Annotated in this window: 13 protein-coding genes; 6 read left to right on the top strand and 7 right to left on the bottom strand. The window is 72.4% G+C overall.

Annotated features, from left to right (window positions below; translation table 11 throughout):
• Nucleotides 1-230: 230 nt before the first annotated feature.
• Nucleotides 231-1,016, top strand: coding sequence for a ferritin-like domain-containing protein (locus ACIO92_RS29095; protein WP_366444144.1), 786 nt, complete (start codon nucleotides 231-233; stop codon nucleotides 1,014-1,016).
• 19 nt (nucleotides 1,017-1,035) lie between these two features.
• Here ACIO92_RS29095 and ACIO92_RS29090 read toward each other — a convergent pair whose 3' ends face one another.
• Nucleotides 1,036-2,031, bottom strand: a complete 996-nt coding sequence (locus ACIO92_RS29090; protein ID WP_366444145.1) for a magnesium and cobalt transport protein CorA — start codon at nucleotides 2,029-2,031, stop codon at nucleotides 1,036-1,038.
• A 425-nt stretch (nucleotides 2,032-2,456) separates the two neighbouring features.
• On the opposite strand from ACIO92_RS29090, the gene ACIO92_RS29085 reads away from it, so the two are divergent.
• The 4 genes from ACIO92_RS29085 to mshC all read left to right on the top strand — a co-directional run bounded on the left by ACIO92_RS29085 (nucleotide 2,457) and on the right by mshC (nucleotide 5,988).
• Nucleotides 2,457-3,146 carry a histidine phosphatase family protein gene (locus ACIO92_RS29085; RefSeq protein ID WP_366444146.1) on the top strand — a complete coding sequence of 230 codons (690 nt, stop codon included), beginning with the start codon at nucleotides 2,457-2,459 and terminating at the stop codon, nucleotides 3,144-3,146.
• Nucleotides 3,147-3,214: 68 nt separating this feature from the next.
• Nucleotides 3,215-3,805: a DUF3090 domain-containing protein gene (locus ACIO92_RS29080; RefSeq protein ID WP_366444147.1), complete on the top strand. Its 591-nt coding sequence runs from the start codon at nucleotides 3,215-3,217 to the stop codon at nucleotides 3,803-3,805.
• A complete protein-coding gene (locus ACIO92_RS29075) occupies nucleotides 3,802-4,608 on the top strand; it encodes an SCO1664 family protein (RefSeq protein WP_366444148.1) in 807 nt (268 codons plus the stop codon). Before ACIO92_RS29080 ends, ACIO92_RS29075 begins: the two co-directional genes overlap by 4 nt.
• Nucleotides 4,609-4,758: 150 nt before the next feature.
• Complete coding sequence (mshC, locus tag ACIO92_RS29070; protein ID WP_402283374.1) at nucleotides 4,759-5,988, top strand: cysteine--1-D-myo-inosityl 2-amino-2-deoxy-alpha-D-glucopyranoside ligase; 1,230 nt, start codon at nucleotides 4,759-4,761, stop codon at nucleotides 5,986-5,988.
• A gap of 294 nt (nucleotides 5,989-6,282) precedes the next feature.
• Here mshC and ACIO92_RS29065 read toward each other — a convergent pair whose 3' ends face one another.
• From ACIO92_RS29065 to ACIO92_RS29040, 6 genes are all read right to left on the bottom strand, one after another.
• Nucleotides 6,283-7,458 carry a PAC2 family protein gene (locus ACIO92_RS29065; RefSeq protein ID WP_402283372.1) on the bottom strand — a complete coding sequence of 392 codons (1,176 nt, stop codon included), beginning with the start codon at nucleotides 7,456-7,458 and terminating at the stop codon, nucleotides 6,283-6,285.
• Between the two features lie 142 nt (nucleotides 7,459-7,600).
• Nucleotides 7,601-8,662 carry an LLM class flavin-dependent oxidoreductase gene (locus ACIO92_RS29060; protein ID WP_366444151.1) on the bottom strand — a complete coding sequence of 354 codons (1,062 nt, stop codon included), beginning with the start codon at nucleotides 8,660-8,662 and terminating at the stop codon, nucleotides 7,601-7,603.
• Nucleotides 8,663-8,776: 114 nt separating this feature from the next.
• On the bottom strand, nucleotides 8,777-10,381 hold the full coding sequence (locus tag ACIO92_RS29055; protein WP_402283370.1) for an FAD-dependent oxidoreductase: 1,605 nt from the start codon (nucleotides 10,379-10,381) through the stop codon (nucleotides 8,777-8,779).
• A 5-nt stretch (nucleotides 10,382-10,386) separates the two neighbouring features.
• Nucleotides 10,387-11,913 (bottom strand): glycerol kinase GlpK, encoded by a 1,527-nt coding sequence (gene glpK / locus ACIO92_RS29050; RefSeq protein ID WP_366444154.1) that lies wholly within the window; start codon nucleotides 11,911-11,913, stop codon nucleotides 10,387-10,389.
• Between the two features lie 34 nt (nucleotides 11,914-11,947).
• Complete coding sequence (locus tag ACIO92_RS29045; RefSeq protein WP_366444155.1) at nucleotides 11,948-12,706, bottom strand: MIP/aquaporin family protein; 759 nt, start codon at nucleotides 12,704-12,706, stop codon at nucleotides 11,948-11,950.
• Between the two features lie 541 nt (nucleotides 12,707-13,247).
• On the bottom strand, nucleotides 13,248-14,012 hold the full coding sequence (locus ACIO92_RS29040; RefSeq protein ID WP_351796588.1) for an IclR family transcriptional regulator: 765 nt from the start codon (nucleotides 14,010-14,012) through the stop codon (nucleotides 13,248-13,250).
• A gap of 243 nt (nucleotides 14,013-14,255) precedes the next feature.
• On the opposite strand from ACIO92_RS29040, the gene ACIO92_RS29035 reads away from it, so the two are divergent.
• Nucleotides 14,256-15,910: homocysteine S-methyltransferase family protein (locus ACIO92_RS29035; RefSeq protein WP_401241079.1), on the top strand; the 1,655-nt coding region annotated here is incomplete at its 3' end.

The following is a 15,910-nucleotide window of genomic DNA, read 5'->3' as shown; positions in this document are numbered from 1 at the left end:
CGTACACCGGGGAGCGCGGGAGAGGTCCGCGGCCGTGGTGGGGGCTCGGGGGGTCTTCCCCGCCACGGCCGTCATCCAGCACAACGCTCCACGGCGCCCCCGGTTACGGCCCCCGGGCCTCACTCTTTCGGCCGAGCCCGGGAACCCTCCTGTTGCCCGTGGGTGCCGACCGCATTTGACTCGGTCCTCCGGACGTACGGAACGCGGACGTCCGCACGGAGGTGGCGGCGATGCTCACGGCCAAGGGCCTGTTCCAGGAAATCATCGGCAACGACGAGTCGTTCCGGCTCTTCTGCTCGATCGCGGCGAGCGGCGAGTCGCAGGGCGGCTGGGAGAACGCCCGGATCGCGGCCCTCGTCGCCCCCGGCATGGCGGAACTCACGCCCAAGATCGTCCGGCACGGCGCCGACGAGGACAAGCACGGCCGGATCTTCCGCGCGCTGATGCGCAAGCGCGGCCTCGAACCCGTCCCCGTACCGCCGGACACCGACTACACGATGCTCCTCGAACGGCGCGGCATCGGGCTCACCCACGACAAGCTGCGCCGGGACGAGCCGCTGACCGAGGAGGACGTGATCGTCTACCTCGCGCACAGCAGGGTCACCGAGCAGCGCGCCGCCGACCAGATGGACATGCTCGTCGCGTACTTCGGCGACCACCCAGAACTGGGCCGGGCCATCCGCATGATCGACGACGACGAGGCGAACCACCTCGCCTACTGCCACGAGGAACTGCTCCGGCTCGCGCGCGCGGGCCACGGGCGCCTCATCCAGCGGACCCTGCGCGAGTCCGCGCTCGTCGAGATCCGGGTCTACCGGGACGTGAGCCTCGCCGTGATGGGCCACATGGGCAGGGTCCTGGGCTGGTCCCGCCCCAAGGCGGCCGTCCTCGCCGCGGGCATCCACGCGATGTACGCCTACGAGCGGGCGGCCGGATGGCACCGGATGGTCGGCCTGAGGACGCCCGAGCGGCTCGACGCCCTCGGCGGTCCCGCCGTCCCCGCGCCCGCCTGCTGAGACCCCGGGGCCGGGCGCCTCACATCCAGCCGCGCCGCTTGAACGTCCGGTACAGCCCCATGACGATCCCCGCCATCAGACAGAGCACCGCCGGGTACGACCACACCCAGTGCAGCTCCGGCATGTGGTCGAAGTTCATCCCGTAGACGCCCGCGACCATCGTCGGCACGGCGGCCATGGCCGCCCACGCCGAGATCTTCCGCATGTCGTCGTTCTGCCGCACCCCCATCTGCGCCAGATGCGCCGACAGCATGTCCGAGAGCAGCCGGTCGAGTCCCTCCACCTGCTCGTTGGCCCGCAGCAGGTGGTCGTCGACGTCCCGGAAGAAGGGCCGCGCGGGCTCGTTCACGAACGGCACCGAACCGGCCGTCAGCCGGGCCATCGGTCCCGCGAGCGGCCCGGCGGCCCGGCGGAACTCCAGGACCTGCCGTTTCGCCGTGTAGATCCGCTCGGCGGTGTTGTTCGTCGGACTGTTCCCGGAGGGCGCGAAGACGTCCGTCTCCAGCTCCTCCAGGTCCACCTGGAGCTCGGTCGCCACGTCGAGGTAGTGGTCCACGATCGCGTCGCTCACCGCGTACAGCACCGCCGTCGGGCCGTGCTTCAGGACGCCGGGGTCGTCCTCCAGCCGACGGCGGACCTCCGTGAGGGGCGCGCCGCAGCCGTGCCGGACGGTCACCACGAAGGAGTCGCCCATGAACAGCATCAGCTCGCCGGAGGTGACCCGGTCGCTCTCCGGCTCGTACACGACGGGCTTGAGGACCGCGAACAGCGAGTCGTCGTAGACCTCCAGCTTGGGCCGCTGATGGGCCTTGAGGGCGTCCTCGACGGCCAGCGGGTGCAGCGCGAACTCCGAGGCGACATGGCCGAACTCCGCCGCCGTGGGCTCGTGGAGCCCCACCCACAGGAAGGCGTCCCCGGCGGCCCGCGCCTCCGCCAGGGCGTCGGAGAGGTCGGCGGGCCCGTCCGTGCGGTGCCCGTCGCGGTAGATGGCTGAGTCCACGATCACGCGGGGCATTCTCCCCCGAAACGTCCCCGCCACGCACGCGTACGACGGACGCCCCCCGCCCCGCGCGCGTGCGACCGCCTCTCCGAGCCGGGAGGGGAGTTCACGCGGTCCCGGCCACGCGCGCGTACGACGGCCCGCTGGACCCGGGCCCGCGCGGGCCCGGGTCCAGCGGAACATGCGGAACATCGGGGAACCGTCTCCGCCGGGCATACGCGCGCCGCCCCGCTCGGATCCGTCGTCTCCGCCGCGCGCGTGCCCGGCACGGACGGGCCCCGCCCGGAACGCGCGGCCGGACCCGCGCCGCCGTCACGGCGGCCCGGTGCGGCCCTCGTGCGGTCACCCCGGCCGGACCCGTACCCCTTCCCGTACGGCCCCGGAACCGCCCTCCGGGCACCCGCCTCCGGTCCGGCCGGGTACCGCCTAGGCTGGCGGTCATGGCCACGCTGATCCTCGTCCGGCACGGACGCTCCACCGCCAACACCTCCGGGCTCCTCGCCGGGCGCACGCCCGGGATCGCCCTCGACGAGCGCGGGGCCGCGCAGGCCGCCGCGCTCCCCGGGCGCCTCGCGGACGTCCCGCTCGCCGCCGTCGTCTCCAGCCCCCTCCAGCGCTGCCGGGAGACCGTCCGGCCGCTCCTGGAAGCCCGCCCCGGCCTTCCCCTGCACGTCGAGGACCGGATCAACGAGTGCGACTACGGCGACTGGTCGGGCCGCAAGCTGGCCGAGCTGAACGACGAACCCCTGATGGAGATCGTCCAGGCGCACCCCTCCGCCGCCGCCTTCCCCGGCGGTGAGTCCATGCGCGCGATGCAGGCCAGGGCCGTCGACGCCGTCCACGACTGGAACGCGCGGATCGACGCCGAGCACGGCGAGGACGCCTGCTACCTGATGTGCTCGCACGGCGACATCGTCAAGTCCGTCGTGGCGGACGCCCTCGGCCTCCACCTCGACCTCTTCCAGCGCGTCCACGTGGACCCCTGCTCGGTCACGGTGATCCGCTGGACCCGGACCCGCCCCTTCCTCCTCCGCCTCGGAGACACGGGCGACTTCGCCGGATTCGGGCCCCGCGAGCACACGGATCACAGCGGGACGGCCGCCGTCGGGGGCGGTGCGGGCGCACCCTGATCCTTCCGCGCAGTAGGGTGGACGCGCCGTTGTCGTTACGACCGTCGAGCCGCAAGGGAGCCGGGAACGTGTCCCGTCAGGTGTTCCTCTACGACCCACCGGAGCGTTTCGTGGCCGGTACGGTCGGGCTGCCTGGCCGCCGTACCTTCTTCCTCCAGGCCTCGGCCGGCGGTCGGGTCACCAGCGTCGCCCTGGAGAAGACACAGGTCGCCGCACTCGCCGAGCGCATGGACGAACTCCTCGACGAGGTCGTGCGCCGCACCGGGGGCAACGCCCCGGTCCCGGCCGTCGCCCCCGCCGAGGTGACGGACACCGCCCCCCTCGACGTACCCGTCGACGAGGAGTTCCGGGTCGGCACCATGGCCCTCGCCTGGGACGGCGAGGAACAGCGCATGATCGTCGAGGCGCAGGCGCTCGTCGAGCTGGACGTGGAGTCCGAGGAGGACCTCGCCGAGGCCGAGGAGCGGCTGCTCCAGGACGAGGAGAACGGCCCGCCGATGCTCCGCGTCCGCCTCAGCGGCGGCCAGGCGCGGGCCTTCGCCAAGCGGGCCCTGGACGTCGTCAACGCGGGCCGCCCGCCGTGCCCGCTGTGCAGCCTCCCGCTCGACCCCGAGGGCCACGTCTGCCCGCGCCAGAACGGATACCGCCGCGGAGCATGAGCAGCACCCCGACGCCGCCCGACGACGCCGAACTGCTCGCCCGAGGTGAGCTGACCGTGCGCGGCCGGGTCCGCGAGGCGTCCAACGCCGTCCTGTACTGCTCCGTCGCGTACGGCGGCCGGGAGGCGGCCTGCGTCTACAAGCCGGTCGCCGGGGAGCGCCCGCTGTGGGACTTCCCCGACGGCACCCTCGCGCAGCGGGAGGTCGCCGCGTACGAGGTCTCCGAGGCCACCGGCTGGGGCCTGGTCCCGCCGACCGTGCTCCGTGACGGGCCCTACGGGGAGGGCATGGTCCAGCTGTGGATCGAGGCCGACCCGGCGGCCCGGTTGCTCGCCCTCACCGAGGACGACGAGCCGGGCGAGGGCTGGAAGGGCGTCGGACCCGCCCAGGTGGGCGAGGGCCGGACCGCGCTCCTGGTCCACGCCGACACCCCCGGGCTGCGGCGGCTCGCCGTCCTGGACGCGGTCATCAACAACAGTGACCGGAAGGGCGGACATCTGCTGCCCGCCCCCGACGGGCACCTCTACGGCATCGACCACGGGGTCACCTTCCACGTCGACGACAAGCTGCGCACCCTGCTGTGGGGCTGGGCGGGCGAGGAACTGCCCGCCGAGACGGCCGGGGTACTGGCGGGGCTCGACGGCTCCCTCGCGCCGGGAGCGCCGCTCGCCACCCGCCTGGCGGAACTGCTGACCGGCGCCGAGGTGGCGGCCGTACGCGCGCGCGTGGCGGCCCTGCGGGCCTCGGGGCGGCACCCGGAGCCCTCCGGGGAGTGGCCCGCGATCCCCTGGCCGCCGGTCTGAGCCGACCGAAACGTTTCAGCCAGCACGCGTGGAGGCGTCCGGCACCCCTGGGGGGTATGCATGAGCGCCTCTGACCCGCAAGAGCGCCTAATCGGTCAAGATCCCGCATCCGGTTCGTATCCGGAACACCTGTCCGGTTACGCTCGGGTCATGTATGCCTGGCCCGCTTCTGAGGTCCCCGCCCTTCCTGGCAAGGGCCGCGACCTCCAGATCCACGACACCGCGACCGGCGGACGAGTGACCCTCGCCCCCGGCCCCGTCGCCCGTATCTACGTCTGCGGCATCACGCCGTACGACGCGACCCATATGGGTCACGCGGCGACCTACAACGCGTTCGACCTCGTTCAGCGCGTGTGGCTCGACACCAAGCGGCAGGTGCACTATGTCCAGAACGTGACGGACGTGGACGACCCGCTCCTGGAGCGCGCGATCCGCGACGGCGTCGACTGGGTCGGCCTCGCCGAGCGCGAGACCGCCCTCTTCCGCGAGGACATGACAGCCCTGCGGATGCTCCCGCCGAAGCAGTACGTCGGGGCCGTCGAGGCCATACCCGGCATCGTTCCGCTGGTCGAGCGGCTGCGGGACGCGGGAGCGGCCTACGAGCTCGACGGCGACATCTACTTCTCGGTCGACGCCGACCCGCACTTCGGCGGGGTCTCGCACTACAGCACCGAGCTGATGCGGCACCTGTCGGCCGAGCGCGGCGGCGACCCCGACCGCCCCGGCAAGAAGAACCCGCTCGACCCGATGCTCTGGATGGCCGCCCGCGAGGGCGACCCCAGCTGGGACGGCGCCAGCCTCGGCGCCGGACGCCCCGGCTGGCACATCGAGTGCGTCGCCATCGCCCTCGACCACCTCGGCATGGGCTTCGACGTGCAGGGCGGCGGCTCCGACCTGATCTTCCCGCACCACGAGATGGGCGCCTCCCACGCCCAGGCGCTCACCGGCGAGTTCCCCATGGCCAAGGCGTACGTCCACGCGGGCATGGTCGGCCTCGACGGCGAGAAGATGTCCAAGTCCCGGGGCAACCTGGTCTTCGTCTCGCGGCTCCGCCGGGACGGCGTCGACCCGGCCGCCATCCGCCTCGCGCTCCTCTCGCGCCACTACCGCGCCGACTGGGAGTGGACCGACCGGGTCCTCCAGGACGCCGTGGAGCGTCTCGGCCGCTGGCGCGCCGCCGTCTCCCGGCCCGACGGCCCGTCCGCCGACGCGCTCGTCGAGGAGCTGCGCGAGGCGCTCTCCGACGACCTCGACGCCCCGGCCGCGCTCGCCGCGGTCGACCGCTGGGCCGCGCTCCAGGAGTCCGGGGGCGGCACCGACGATTCCGCCCCCGGCCTGGTCTCCCGGGCCGTCGACGCGCTCCTCGGCGTCGCCCTGTAGCCCCGCCGACAGCCGCCGGGAGGGTTCGACTCCTTTTGCGCGACCGCCCCCGGACTTCCGTGCGAAGTCCGGGGGCGGTCGCTTCCCGTCCCGCCACCCCGAGAGCCGCGGTCGCCTCACGGCCTCCGCCGGACCCGGCACCACGCGACGGCCGGTACCGACGGAACCACGTCGAGGGGCGGCGGCCACGGTGACCGGGCGGCGGCCCGGTTCCACGCGCCCGACCCGAACGGACGGGAGGGGTGCCCCGGTCCACCGGGGCACCCCTCCCGCACGTCCGCCGCTCGGGGGCGGCTACTTCTCCTCGGACCCGCCGTCCGGCACGTCCGGCGGCCCGTCACCGGAGTCCCCGGTTCCGTCCGGAGCCCCGGGGCTCCCGTCCGTCGCCTCCGGTCCCTCCGGGGCTCCGCCCGGACCGTCCGCCGGGCCGTCCCCGGCGTTCCCGGCGTCCGTGCCGCCGTTCCCGGCGTTCGCGTCCGGCGCGGACTCGGCGCCCGGCACCGGCTCCGGGCCCGGCCGCTCCGGCTTCTCGGGCTTCGGCGGGCGCGTCCGGCCACCGCCGCTGTCCCGCAGGAACACCGAGTCGCCGCCGTCCGTGGCCACTCCGGGACCGGACCCCGGCCCCGCGCCCGGCTCGCGCCGCCGCAGATACCGCTCGAACTCCCTGGCGATGGCCTCGCCCGAGGCCTCCGGCAGCTCCGCCGTGTCCCGGGCCTCCTCCAGGGTCTGCACGTACTCGGCGACCTCGCTGTCCTCGGCGGCCAGCTGGTCCACCCCGACCTGCCAGGCCCGCGCGTCCTCGGGCAGCTCGCCCAGCGGCACGCGCATCCCGATCAGGTCCTCCAGCCGGTTGAGGAGCGCCAGCGTGGCCTTCGGGTTCGGCGGCTGCGACACGTAGTGCGGCACCGCGGCCCACAGGCTGACGGCGGGCACACCCGCGTGCGTGCACGCCTCCTGGAGGATGCCGACGATGCCCGTCGGCCCCTCGTACCGCGTCTCCTCCAGGTCCATCGTCCGGGCCAGGTCCGGGTCGGAGGTCACACCGCTGACCGGCACCGGCCGGGTGTGCGGGGTGTCCCCGAGCAGGGCGCCCAGGATGACGACCATCTCGACGCCCAGTTCGTGCGCGAAGGCGAGCAGCTCGTTGCAGAAGGAGCGCCAGCGCATCGACGGCTCGATGCCTCGGACCAGGACCAGGTCGCGGGGCTTGTCGCCGCCGACCCGGACCACGGAGAGGCGGGTCGTCGGCCAGGTGATCTTCCGTACGCCGTTCTCCAGGAAGACCGTGGGCCGGTTGACCTGGAAGTCGTAGTAGTCCTCGGCGTCCAGCGCCGCGAACACCTCGCCCTTCCATTCCCGGTGCAGATGGGCGACCGCGGTGGAGGCGGCGTCGCCGGCGTCGTTCCAGCCTTCGAACGCGGCCACCATGACCGGGTCGACCAGCTCGGGTACCCCCTCGAGCTCGATCACCCAGCGCCTCCTTCTCGAAGTTCCTGTCGTAACGGACCAACCTTACGGCTTTCCGGAGGTCCGCCCGCAGCCCCGGGGCACCCCCGAAAACCCGTGCGGCCTTGATCGACTACCCAGGAACCCGGCTCCGCACACGGCGGGATCACTCCTCCCAGAGAGTGCTGGGCGCCTCCCTCCGGACCACGGGCGCGATCTCCTCGGCGAAGCGCTGGAGGGTCTCGATCTGCTCGGCCGTCGACTGGCCGAAGGCGTCGACGGTGACGGACTGCAGGTCGTGCCCGTAGTGCTCGTGGTAGCCGAGGAGCTTGTCGATGATCTGCTGCGGCGAGCCGATCAGCTGCGGGCCGCCCGCGATGGCTTCCTCGATCGTGCGGAACGGGGTGTTGTACCCGGTCTTCCCCGCGAGGTGCGGCCGGTAGCTCTGCCGGACCTTCGCCTCGTACAGTTCCTTGTAGCGGGTGACCGCCCCCTCGGCGGTGTCGGCGATGAGCAGCCCCCCGGAACCGGCCGCCACGCGCGCGTGGGCCGGGTCGTGGCCGTACTCCTCGAACTTCTCGCGGTAGTGCGCGATGAGCTTCGCGTACGCCTCGCGGGGCTGGATCGCGTTGGCGGTGAACAGCGGGTCGCCGTGCTTCGCGGCCAGTTCGGGGGAGTGGAGGCTGGTGGCCGAGCCGTGCCAGATCCGGGGCGGACCCGCGTACGGACGCGGGACCGTGGTCACGTTCTTCAGCGCGGGCCGGAACTCGCCCTCCCAGTCGACGCCCTCCTCCGACCAGAGCCTGCGCAGCAGCTCGTACTTCTCCTTCTGGAGGTCCCACTGCCGCTCCTCGTCGAGACCGAAGAGGTCGAAGTGACCGGCCTCCGCGCCCTTGCCGACGACGAGTTCCAGCCTGCCCCGGGAGAGCTGGTCCAGGGTCGCGTAGTCCTCGGCGACCCGGACCGGATCGAGGATCGCGACCACCGTGACACCGGTGAGCAGCCTGATGCGGGTGGTGCGGGCGGCGAGCGCGGCGAGCAGCACGGTCGGGGCGGAGGAGAGGAACGGGCCCGCGTGCCGCTCGCCGACCGCGTACGCGTCGAAGCCGAGCCGCTCGGCGGCCTCGCCGAGCGTGACGACCTGCTCGACGCGGTCGGCCGGGGAAAGGAGTTCGCCGGTCAGCGGGTGCGGCGAGTGGTGGACGATCGTGAGCACCTGGAATTTCATGGCTCCCACTGTGCGCGCGGAGTGTTGCGGGCGTGTGGACGGCGTGTGGCGTGCCGCAGGGGCGGCTCCTCGACGAGGAACCGCCCCTGGGTGTGCGGGAGTTGCCGCCGGAGGCTACTTCCGCAGCATCGCCTCGACTTCGGCGCGGATCTCGTCGGTGGCGAGACCGCGGACGGTCAGCGTGGTCCGTCGGCGCAGCACGTCGTCCGCCGTCTCCGCCCACTCGTGGTCGCGGGCGTAGGCGACCTGGGCCCAGATCTCCGGCGCGTCCGGGTGGACGCGGCGGGCGAGGTCCGGGTTCTCGTTCGCCATCCGGGCGATGTCGAAGGAGAGCGAGCCGTAGTGGGTCGCCAGGTGGCGGGCGGTGTCGGCGGCCATCCGGGGGCCGGGGGCCGGACCGTCGACGAGCAGCCGGTGCGCGACCGCGTTCGGGTTGGCTATGCCGGGCAGCGGGAGCCGCTTCGGGAGCGCCGACACCGGCTCGTGATCCTCGCCGAGCGGGTGGCCGGGGAGCTGCTCCAGCTTCCTCATCACCGTACGGCCGATGTGGCGGAAGGTCGTCCACTTGCCGCCGGCCACCGACAACATGCCGCCGCGGCCCTCGGTGACGACCGTCTCGCGCTTGGCCTTGGAGGTGTCGCCGGGGCCGCCGGGCAGCACCCTGAGACCGGCGAAGGCGTAGGTGATCAGATCGCGGGACAGCTGCTGGTCGCGGATGGAGAAGGCGGCCTCGTCCAGGATCTGGGCGGTGTCCTTCTCGGTGACCTCGACCTGGCCGGGGTCGCCCTCGTACTCCTCGTCGGTGGTGCCGAGGAGCAGCATGTCCTCCCAGGGGAGGGCGAAGGTGATCCGGTACTTGTCGATCGGGGTGGCCAGGGCCGCCTTCCACGGTGAGGTCCGCTTGAGGACCAGGTGCGCGCCCTTGGAGAGGCGGATGGAGGGGGCCGCGTTGGGGTCCTCCATCTTCCGCAGGTGGTCGACCCACGGGCCGGTCGCGTTGAGGACGAGGCGGGCGGTGACGCCGAACTCGTCGTCGCTGGTGCGGTCCCTCAGCTCGGCGCCGGTGACCCGGCCCCGGGTGAAGCGGAGCCCGGTGACCTCGGCGTGGTTGAGGACGGTGGCTCCGGCGTCGGCGGCCGCGCGGACCGTCATCAGGGCCATGCGGGCGTCGTTCATCTGGTCGTCGCCGTAGACGGCCACGGCCCTGAGGTCGTCCGTGCGCAGTTCCGGCACGTCCTGCGCGGCCTTGGCGGGGGAGAGCAGGTGGCCGACGCCGTCGCCGAAGGCGGACAGGGCGCTGTAGGCGAAGACGCCCGCGCCGAGCTTGGCGGCGCCGTGCGGGCCGCCCTTGTAGACGGGCAGGTAGAAGGTGAGGGGGTTGGCGAGGTGCGGTGCCACCTGTCGGGAGACCGCACGCCGCTCGAAGTGGTTCTCCGCGACCAGCTTCACCGCGCCGGTCTGCAGATAGCGCAGACCGCCGTGGAGCAGCTTCGAGGAGGCGGAGGAGGTGGCGCCGGCGAAGTCGCCGGCGTCCACCAGGGCCACCCGCAGGCCCGACTGCGCGGCGTGCCAGGCGGTGGAGATGCCCAGGATGCCGCCGCCGATCACCAGGAGGTCGTACGTCGCCTTGGAAAGCCGGTCCCGGGTCTCGGCGCGGCTCGGGAGGGAGCCGGACGCCGGGTGCGTCCCGAGGGCAGGGACGCTCTGCAGGGTGGTCATGTGAATTACTCCTCGTCCTCGATCCAGCCCATGGTCCGCTCCACGGCCTTGAGCCAGCTCTTGTACTCGCGGTCGCGCCTGTCGGCGTCCATGCGAGGGGTCCATTCCGCGGCCCGGCGCCAGTTGGCGCGCAGCGCGTCGGTGTCCGGCCAGAAGCCGACGGCGAGACCGGCGGCGTAGGCGGCGCCGAGGCAGGTGGTCTCGGCGACCATCGGGCGCACGACGGGGGCGTCCACGAAGTCGGAGAGGGTCTGCATCAGCAGGTTGTTGGAGGTCATGCCGCCGTCGACCTTGAGGGCGGTCAGCTCGACGCCGGAGTCCTTCGTCATGGCGTCGGTGATCTCGCGGGTCTGCCAGGCGGTGGCCTCCAGGACGGCACGGGCGATGTGCGCCTTGGTGACGTACCGGGTGAGACCGGCGATGACACCGCGCGCGTCCGAGCGCCAGTAGGGGGCGAACAGGCCGGAGAAGGCCGGTACGAAGTAGGCGCCGCCGTTGTCCTCGACGGAGGAGGCGAGGGTCTCGATCTCGGCGGCGGACTTGATCAGGCCCATCTGGTCGCGCATCCACTGCACCAGCGAACCGGTGACGGCGATCGAGCCCTCCAGGGCGTAGACCGGCTTCTGCTCGCCGATCTGGTAGCCGACGGTGGTCAGCAGGCCGCTGTAGGAGTTGATGATCTTGTCGCCGGTGTTCATCAGCATGAAGGTGCCGGTGCCGTACGTCGACTTGGCCTCGCCCTCGGCGAAACAGGTCTGCCCGAACAGGGCGGCCTGCTGGTCGCCGAGCGCGGAGGCGACCGGGATGCCGTCGAGGACGCCGCCGCTGACCCGTCCGTAGACCTCGGCGGAGGACCGGATCTCGGGCAGCAGGGCCGCCGGGATGTCCATGGACTGGAGGATCTTGTCGTCCCACTCCATGGTGTGCAGGTTCATCAGCATGGTGCGCGAGGCGTTGGTGACGTCGGTGACGTGGACGCCGCCGTCGGTGCCGCCGGTCAGGTTCCAGATGACCCAGGAGTCCATGGTGCCGAAGAGGATGTCGCCGCGCTCGGCGCGCTCGCGCAGCCCCTCGACGTGGTCGAGCAGCCAGCGGACCTTGGGGCCGGAGAAGTACGAGGCGAGGGGGAGTCCGGTCTCGCGGCGGAAACGGTCCTGCCCGACGTTGCGGCCGAGTTCCTTGCAGAGGGCGTCGGTGCGGGTGTCCTGCCAGACGAGGGCGTTGTGGACGGGCTCGCCGGTGTTCTTGTCCCAGAGCAGCGTGGTCTCGCGCTGGTTGGTGATGCCGATGGCCTTGACGTCGGCGGCGGCGATGCCGCCCTTGGTGAGGGCGCCCGCGACGACCTCCTGGACGTTGGCCCAGATCTCGGCGGCGTCGTGCTCGACCCAGCCCGGCTTCGGGAAGATCTGCTCGTGCTCCTTCTGGTCGACCGAGACGATCCGGCCGTCCTTGTCGAAGACGATGCAGCGGGAGGAGGTGGTGCCCTGGTCGATGGCCGCGATGAAGGGGCCGGAGGTGTGTGCGTCGGTCACGGTGTGCTCCTGGGGAAGTCTGGGGGAGGACGGCTCAGGCGAACGCGAGGGTGTAGATACCCGCGGCGAGGGCGCCACCGATCAGGGGACCGGCGACCGGGATCCAGGCGTAGCTCCAGTCGGAGCCGCCCTTGTTCGGCAGCGGGAGCAGGGCGTGCACGATGCGCGGGCCGAGGTCGCGGGCCGGGTTGATCGCGTAGCCGGTCGGGCCGCCCAGCGAGAGGCCGATGGAGACCACGACGAACGCGGTGATCAGGGCGCCGAGGACGCCGAGGCCCTTGCCGCTGTCGTTGAGGCCCTGGGTGAGCACGGCCAGTACGAGCACGGTGGTGCCGATGATCTCGGTGGTGAGGTTCTGCCAGGTGTTCCGGATCTCGGGGCCGGTGGAGAAGATGCCGAGCACCGGGCCGGGGCCCTCGATCGGCTTCCCGGCGGCGGCCTCGGGGTCGGTGAGGTGGGCCTGGAACTGTCCGTAGTAGGCCAGCCAGACGAGGGTCGCGCCGATCATCGCGCCGAGCAGCTGCCCCGCGAAGTAGACGGGGACGTCGCCCCACTCCCCGTCCTTGAGGGCGATTCCCACCGTGACGGCGGGGTTCAGATGGGCTCCCGAGAGGGAAGCGGTCATGTAGACGGCAGTCATGACGGCGAAGCCCCACCCGAAGGTGATCGCGAGCCAGCCCGCGTTGCGGGCCTTGGAGCCCTTGAGCGTCACGGCGGCGCACACGCCGCCGCCGAGCAGAATGAGTACGGCGGTACCGATGGTCTCGCCGAAGAAGATGTCGGAGCTGGACACCCGCGACTCCTTTGTCCTTCGTCCAGGGGAAGGCGGACCCCGGGTCCCTCCGGTGGTCCGCACCCTCGTATGAGGGCGTCACCGGCCCTTGGCATTGCCACACTCTAGCGCTTATTGCCGTTAGTTGTTCGGCAATGCCGACCGATGAACGGAAGTTTTCCCTCGGGTCAACAGCGCGTCAAGGTTCCCGGACGGGAAAAACCCGCCGATGGCGGGATCGTTACCGGCGGGTCGGGTGGGAAAGGACAGCGAGTCCGGGGCGCCCCGGGCACCGCGAGCGGCGGGCCCCGGAGCGTCGGGAGCCGACGGTCCGCCGGTCGTCGGAAGCGGCCGGACGCCGGGCTACGGGGAGCGGTGGGCCACCGTGCCGCGGGGAGCGAGGGACGCCGTACCGAGGGGAGTGACGGGCCGCCGCGCCGCGGGGAGTGAGGGACGCCGTACCGAGGGGAGTGACGGGCCGCCGCGCCGCGGAGAGCGGCGGGCCCCGGATCATCGGGAGCGAGGGGACGCCGGATCGTCAGGAGCGGTGCCCCCGGGATCGTCAGAAGCGGCGGGCCCCCAGATCGCGCGAGACCGCGCGGGCGCAGTCCCGCACCGCCGCCACCAGCTCGGGGCGCAGCTCGCCCGACGGGCACAGCCGCTCCACCGCGCCCGTCACCGCCACCGCCCCCACCGGCATCCGCCGCCGGTCGTGGATCGGCGCCGCCACCGACGCCACGCCCTCCCAGGTCTCCTCCACGTCCGCCGCCCAGCCCCGGGCCCGCGTCAGGTCGAGGAGCGCCTCGACATCGGCCAGCGCCGTCGTGGTCCGGGGGGTGAACGCCTCCCGTTCGACCTCCACGACCTCGCTGTGCGCCACCGGGTCGTACGCCGAGAGGACCTTGCCCAGCGCCGTGGAGTGCAGCGGCTGCATGGCCCCCACCTCCAGGACCTGCCTGCTGTCGTCCGGCCGGAACACGTGGTGCACGATCAGCACGCCCCGCTGGTGCAGCACCCCCAGGTGCACGCTCTCGCCGCTGGACCGGGCCAGGTCGTCCGTCCAGACCAGGGCGCGCGCCCGCAGTTCGTGGACGTCCAGATAGCTGTTGCCGAGCCGCAGCAGCTCCGCGCCGAGCTGGTAGCGGCCCGAGGCCGCCTCCTGCTCCACGAAGCCCTCCGCCTGGAGGGTGCGCAGGATGCCGTGGGCCGTCCCCTTGGCGAGCCCGAGCGAGGACGCGATGTCCGACAGGCCGAGCCGGCGCTCGCCGCCCGCGAGCAGTCGCAGCATGGCCGCCGCCCGTTCAAGCGACTGGATGTTCTTCGCCATCGCCCGGCCCTTCTCCCTCTTACCTTGTTCGACAATGCTGAACACTATCGGTCCATGCCGACCTTGCATCACACATGACAGTGTCGGACAAGAACGGGCCGGACCGGGAGTCCCCGGACACAGGATGCCGTCCGCCCCGTGGGACACCGTGTCCGCCCCGGCCCCGGCGCGGTTAGGCTGGCCCCGTGCGCCCTCCACCGGGAGCGCAAAGCCGACAGCCGTCGCATCCCAGGGAGCTCATCCATGGCCTCGTTGCCGACCCCTTCCGCTGACAGCCGGACCCGCGCCGCAGCCCTCCGTGAGGCACTCGCCAGCCGGGTCGTCGTCGCCGACGGAGCCATGGGCACCATGCTCCAGGCCCAGGACCCCACCCTCGACGACTTCCAGAACCTCGAGGGCTGCAACGAGATCCTCAACGTCACCCGGCCCGACATCGTCCGCTCGGTGCACGAGGAGTACTTCGCCGCGGGCGTGGACTGCGTCGAGACCAACACCTTCGGCGCCAACCACGCCGCCCTGGGCGAGTACGACATCCCCGAGCGGGTCCACGAGCTGTCCGAGGCCGGTGCGCGCATCGCCCGCGAGGTCGCCGACGAGTTCACCGCCTCCACCGGACGCCAGCGCTGGGTCCTCGGCTCCATCGGCCCCGGCACCAAGCTGCCCACCCTCGGCCACGCCCCCTACCCGCTGCTGCGCGATTCCTACCAGCGGAACGCCGAGGGCCTCCTGGCCGGGGGCGCGGACGCGCTGCTCGTCGAGACCACCCAGGACCTCCTCCAGACCAAGGCGTCCGTCATCGGCGCCCGCCGCGCACTCGACGCCCTCGGCGCGGACGTGCCGCTCATCGTCTCCGTCACCGTCGAGACCACCGGCACGATGCTGCTCGGCTCGGAGATCGGGGCCGCGCTGACGGCCCTGGAGCCGCTGGGCATCGACATGATCGGCCTGAACTGCGCCACCGGCCCCGCCGAGATGAGCGAGCACCTGCGCTACCTCGCCCGCCACTCCCGTATCCCGTTGTCCTGTATGCCCAACGCGGGCCTGCCCGTCCTCACCTCCGACGGCGCCCACTACCCGCTCGGCCCCACCGAGCTCGCCGACGCCCAGGAGACCTTCGTCCGCGAGTACGGGCTCTCCCTCATCGGCGGCTGCTGCGGTACGACTCCGGAGCACCTGCGGCAGGTCGTCGAGCGGGTCCGGGGACTCACTCCGGGTGTGCGCGAACCCCGCCCGGAACCGGGCGCCGCCTCGCTCTACCAGACCGTCCCGTTCCGGCAGGACACGGCGTACCTGGCGATCGGTGAGCGGACGAACGCGAACGGTTCGAAGAAGTTCCGTGAGGCGATGCTCGACGGGCGCTGGGACGACTGCGTCGAGATGGTGCGGGACCAGATCCGCGAGGGCGCGCACATGCTGGACCTGTGCGTGGACTACGTCGGCCGGGACGGCGTGGCCGACATGGAGGAACTCGCGGGCCGGTTCGCCACCGCCTCCACCCTGCCCATCGTGCTCGACTCCACGGAGGTGGAGGTCATCCGGGCGGGTCTGGAGAAGCTGGGTGGCCGGGCGGTCATCAACTCGGTGAACTACGAGGACGGCGACGGCCCGGAGTCCCGCTTCGCGAAGGTCACCCGGCTGGCCCAGGAGCACGGCGCCGCCCTGATCGCCCTGACCATCGACGAGGAGGGCCAGGCCCGCAGCGTCGAGCACAAGGTCGCCATCGCCGAGCGGCTGATCGACGACCTCACGGGCAACTGGGGCATCCATGAGTCGGACATCCTCATCGACACCCTCACCTTCACCATCTGCACGGGTCAGGAGGAGTCCCGCAAGGACGGCATCGCCACGATCGAGTCGATCCGCGAGCTGAAGCGGCGCCATCCGGACGTGCAGACCAC

Origin of the sequence: Streptomyces sp. NPDC087215, assembly GCF_044744885.1 — a bacterium.
Taxonomy (GTDB): Bacteria; Actinomycetota; Actinomycetes; order Streptomycetales; family Streptomycetaceae; genus Streptomyces.
This window is presented reverse-complemented; position numbering and strand designations above follow the sequence as displayed.

Excerpts from the sequence above, each read along its gene's own strand:
- ACIO92_RS29095 (WP_366444144.1), top strand. The coding sequence starts at position 231 with ATGCTCACGGCCAAGGGCCTGTTCCAGGAAATCATCGGCAACGACGAG.
- ACIO92_RS29090 (WP_366444145.1), bottom strand. The coding sequence starts at position 2,031 with ATGCCCCGCGTGATCGTGGACTCAGCCATCTACCGCGACGGGCACCGC.
- ACIO92_RS29085 (WP_366444146.1), top strand. The coding sequence starts at position 2,457 with ATGGCCACGCTGATCCTCGTCCGGCACGGACGCTCCACCGCCAACACC.
- ACIO92_RS29075 (WP_366444148.1), top strand. The coding sequence starts at position 3,802 with ATGAGCAGCACCCCGACGCCGCCCGACGACGCCGAACTGCTCGCCCGA.
- mshC (WP_402283374.1), top strand. The coding sequence starts at position 4,759 with ATGTATGCCTGGCCCGCTTCTGAGGTCCCCGCCCTTCCTGGCAAGGGC.
- ACIO92_RS29060 (WP_366444151.1), bottom strand. The coding sequence starts at position 8,662 with ATGAAATTCCAGGTGCTCACGATCGTCCACCACTCGCCGCACCCGCTG.
- ACIO92_RS29055 (WP_402283370.1), bottom strand. The coding sequence starts at position 10,381 with ATGACCACCCTGCAGAGCGTCCCTGCCCTCGGGACGCACCCGGCGTCC.
- ACIO92_RS29040 (WP_351796588.1), bottom strand. The coding sequence starts at position 14,012 with ATGGCGAAGAACATCCAGTCGCTTGAACGGGCGGCGGCCATGCTGCGA.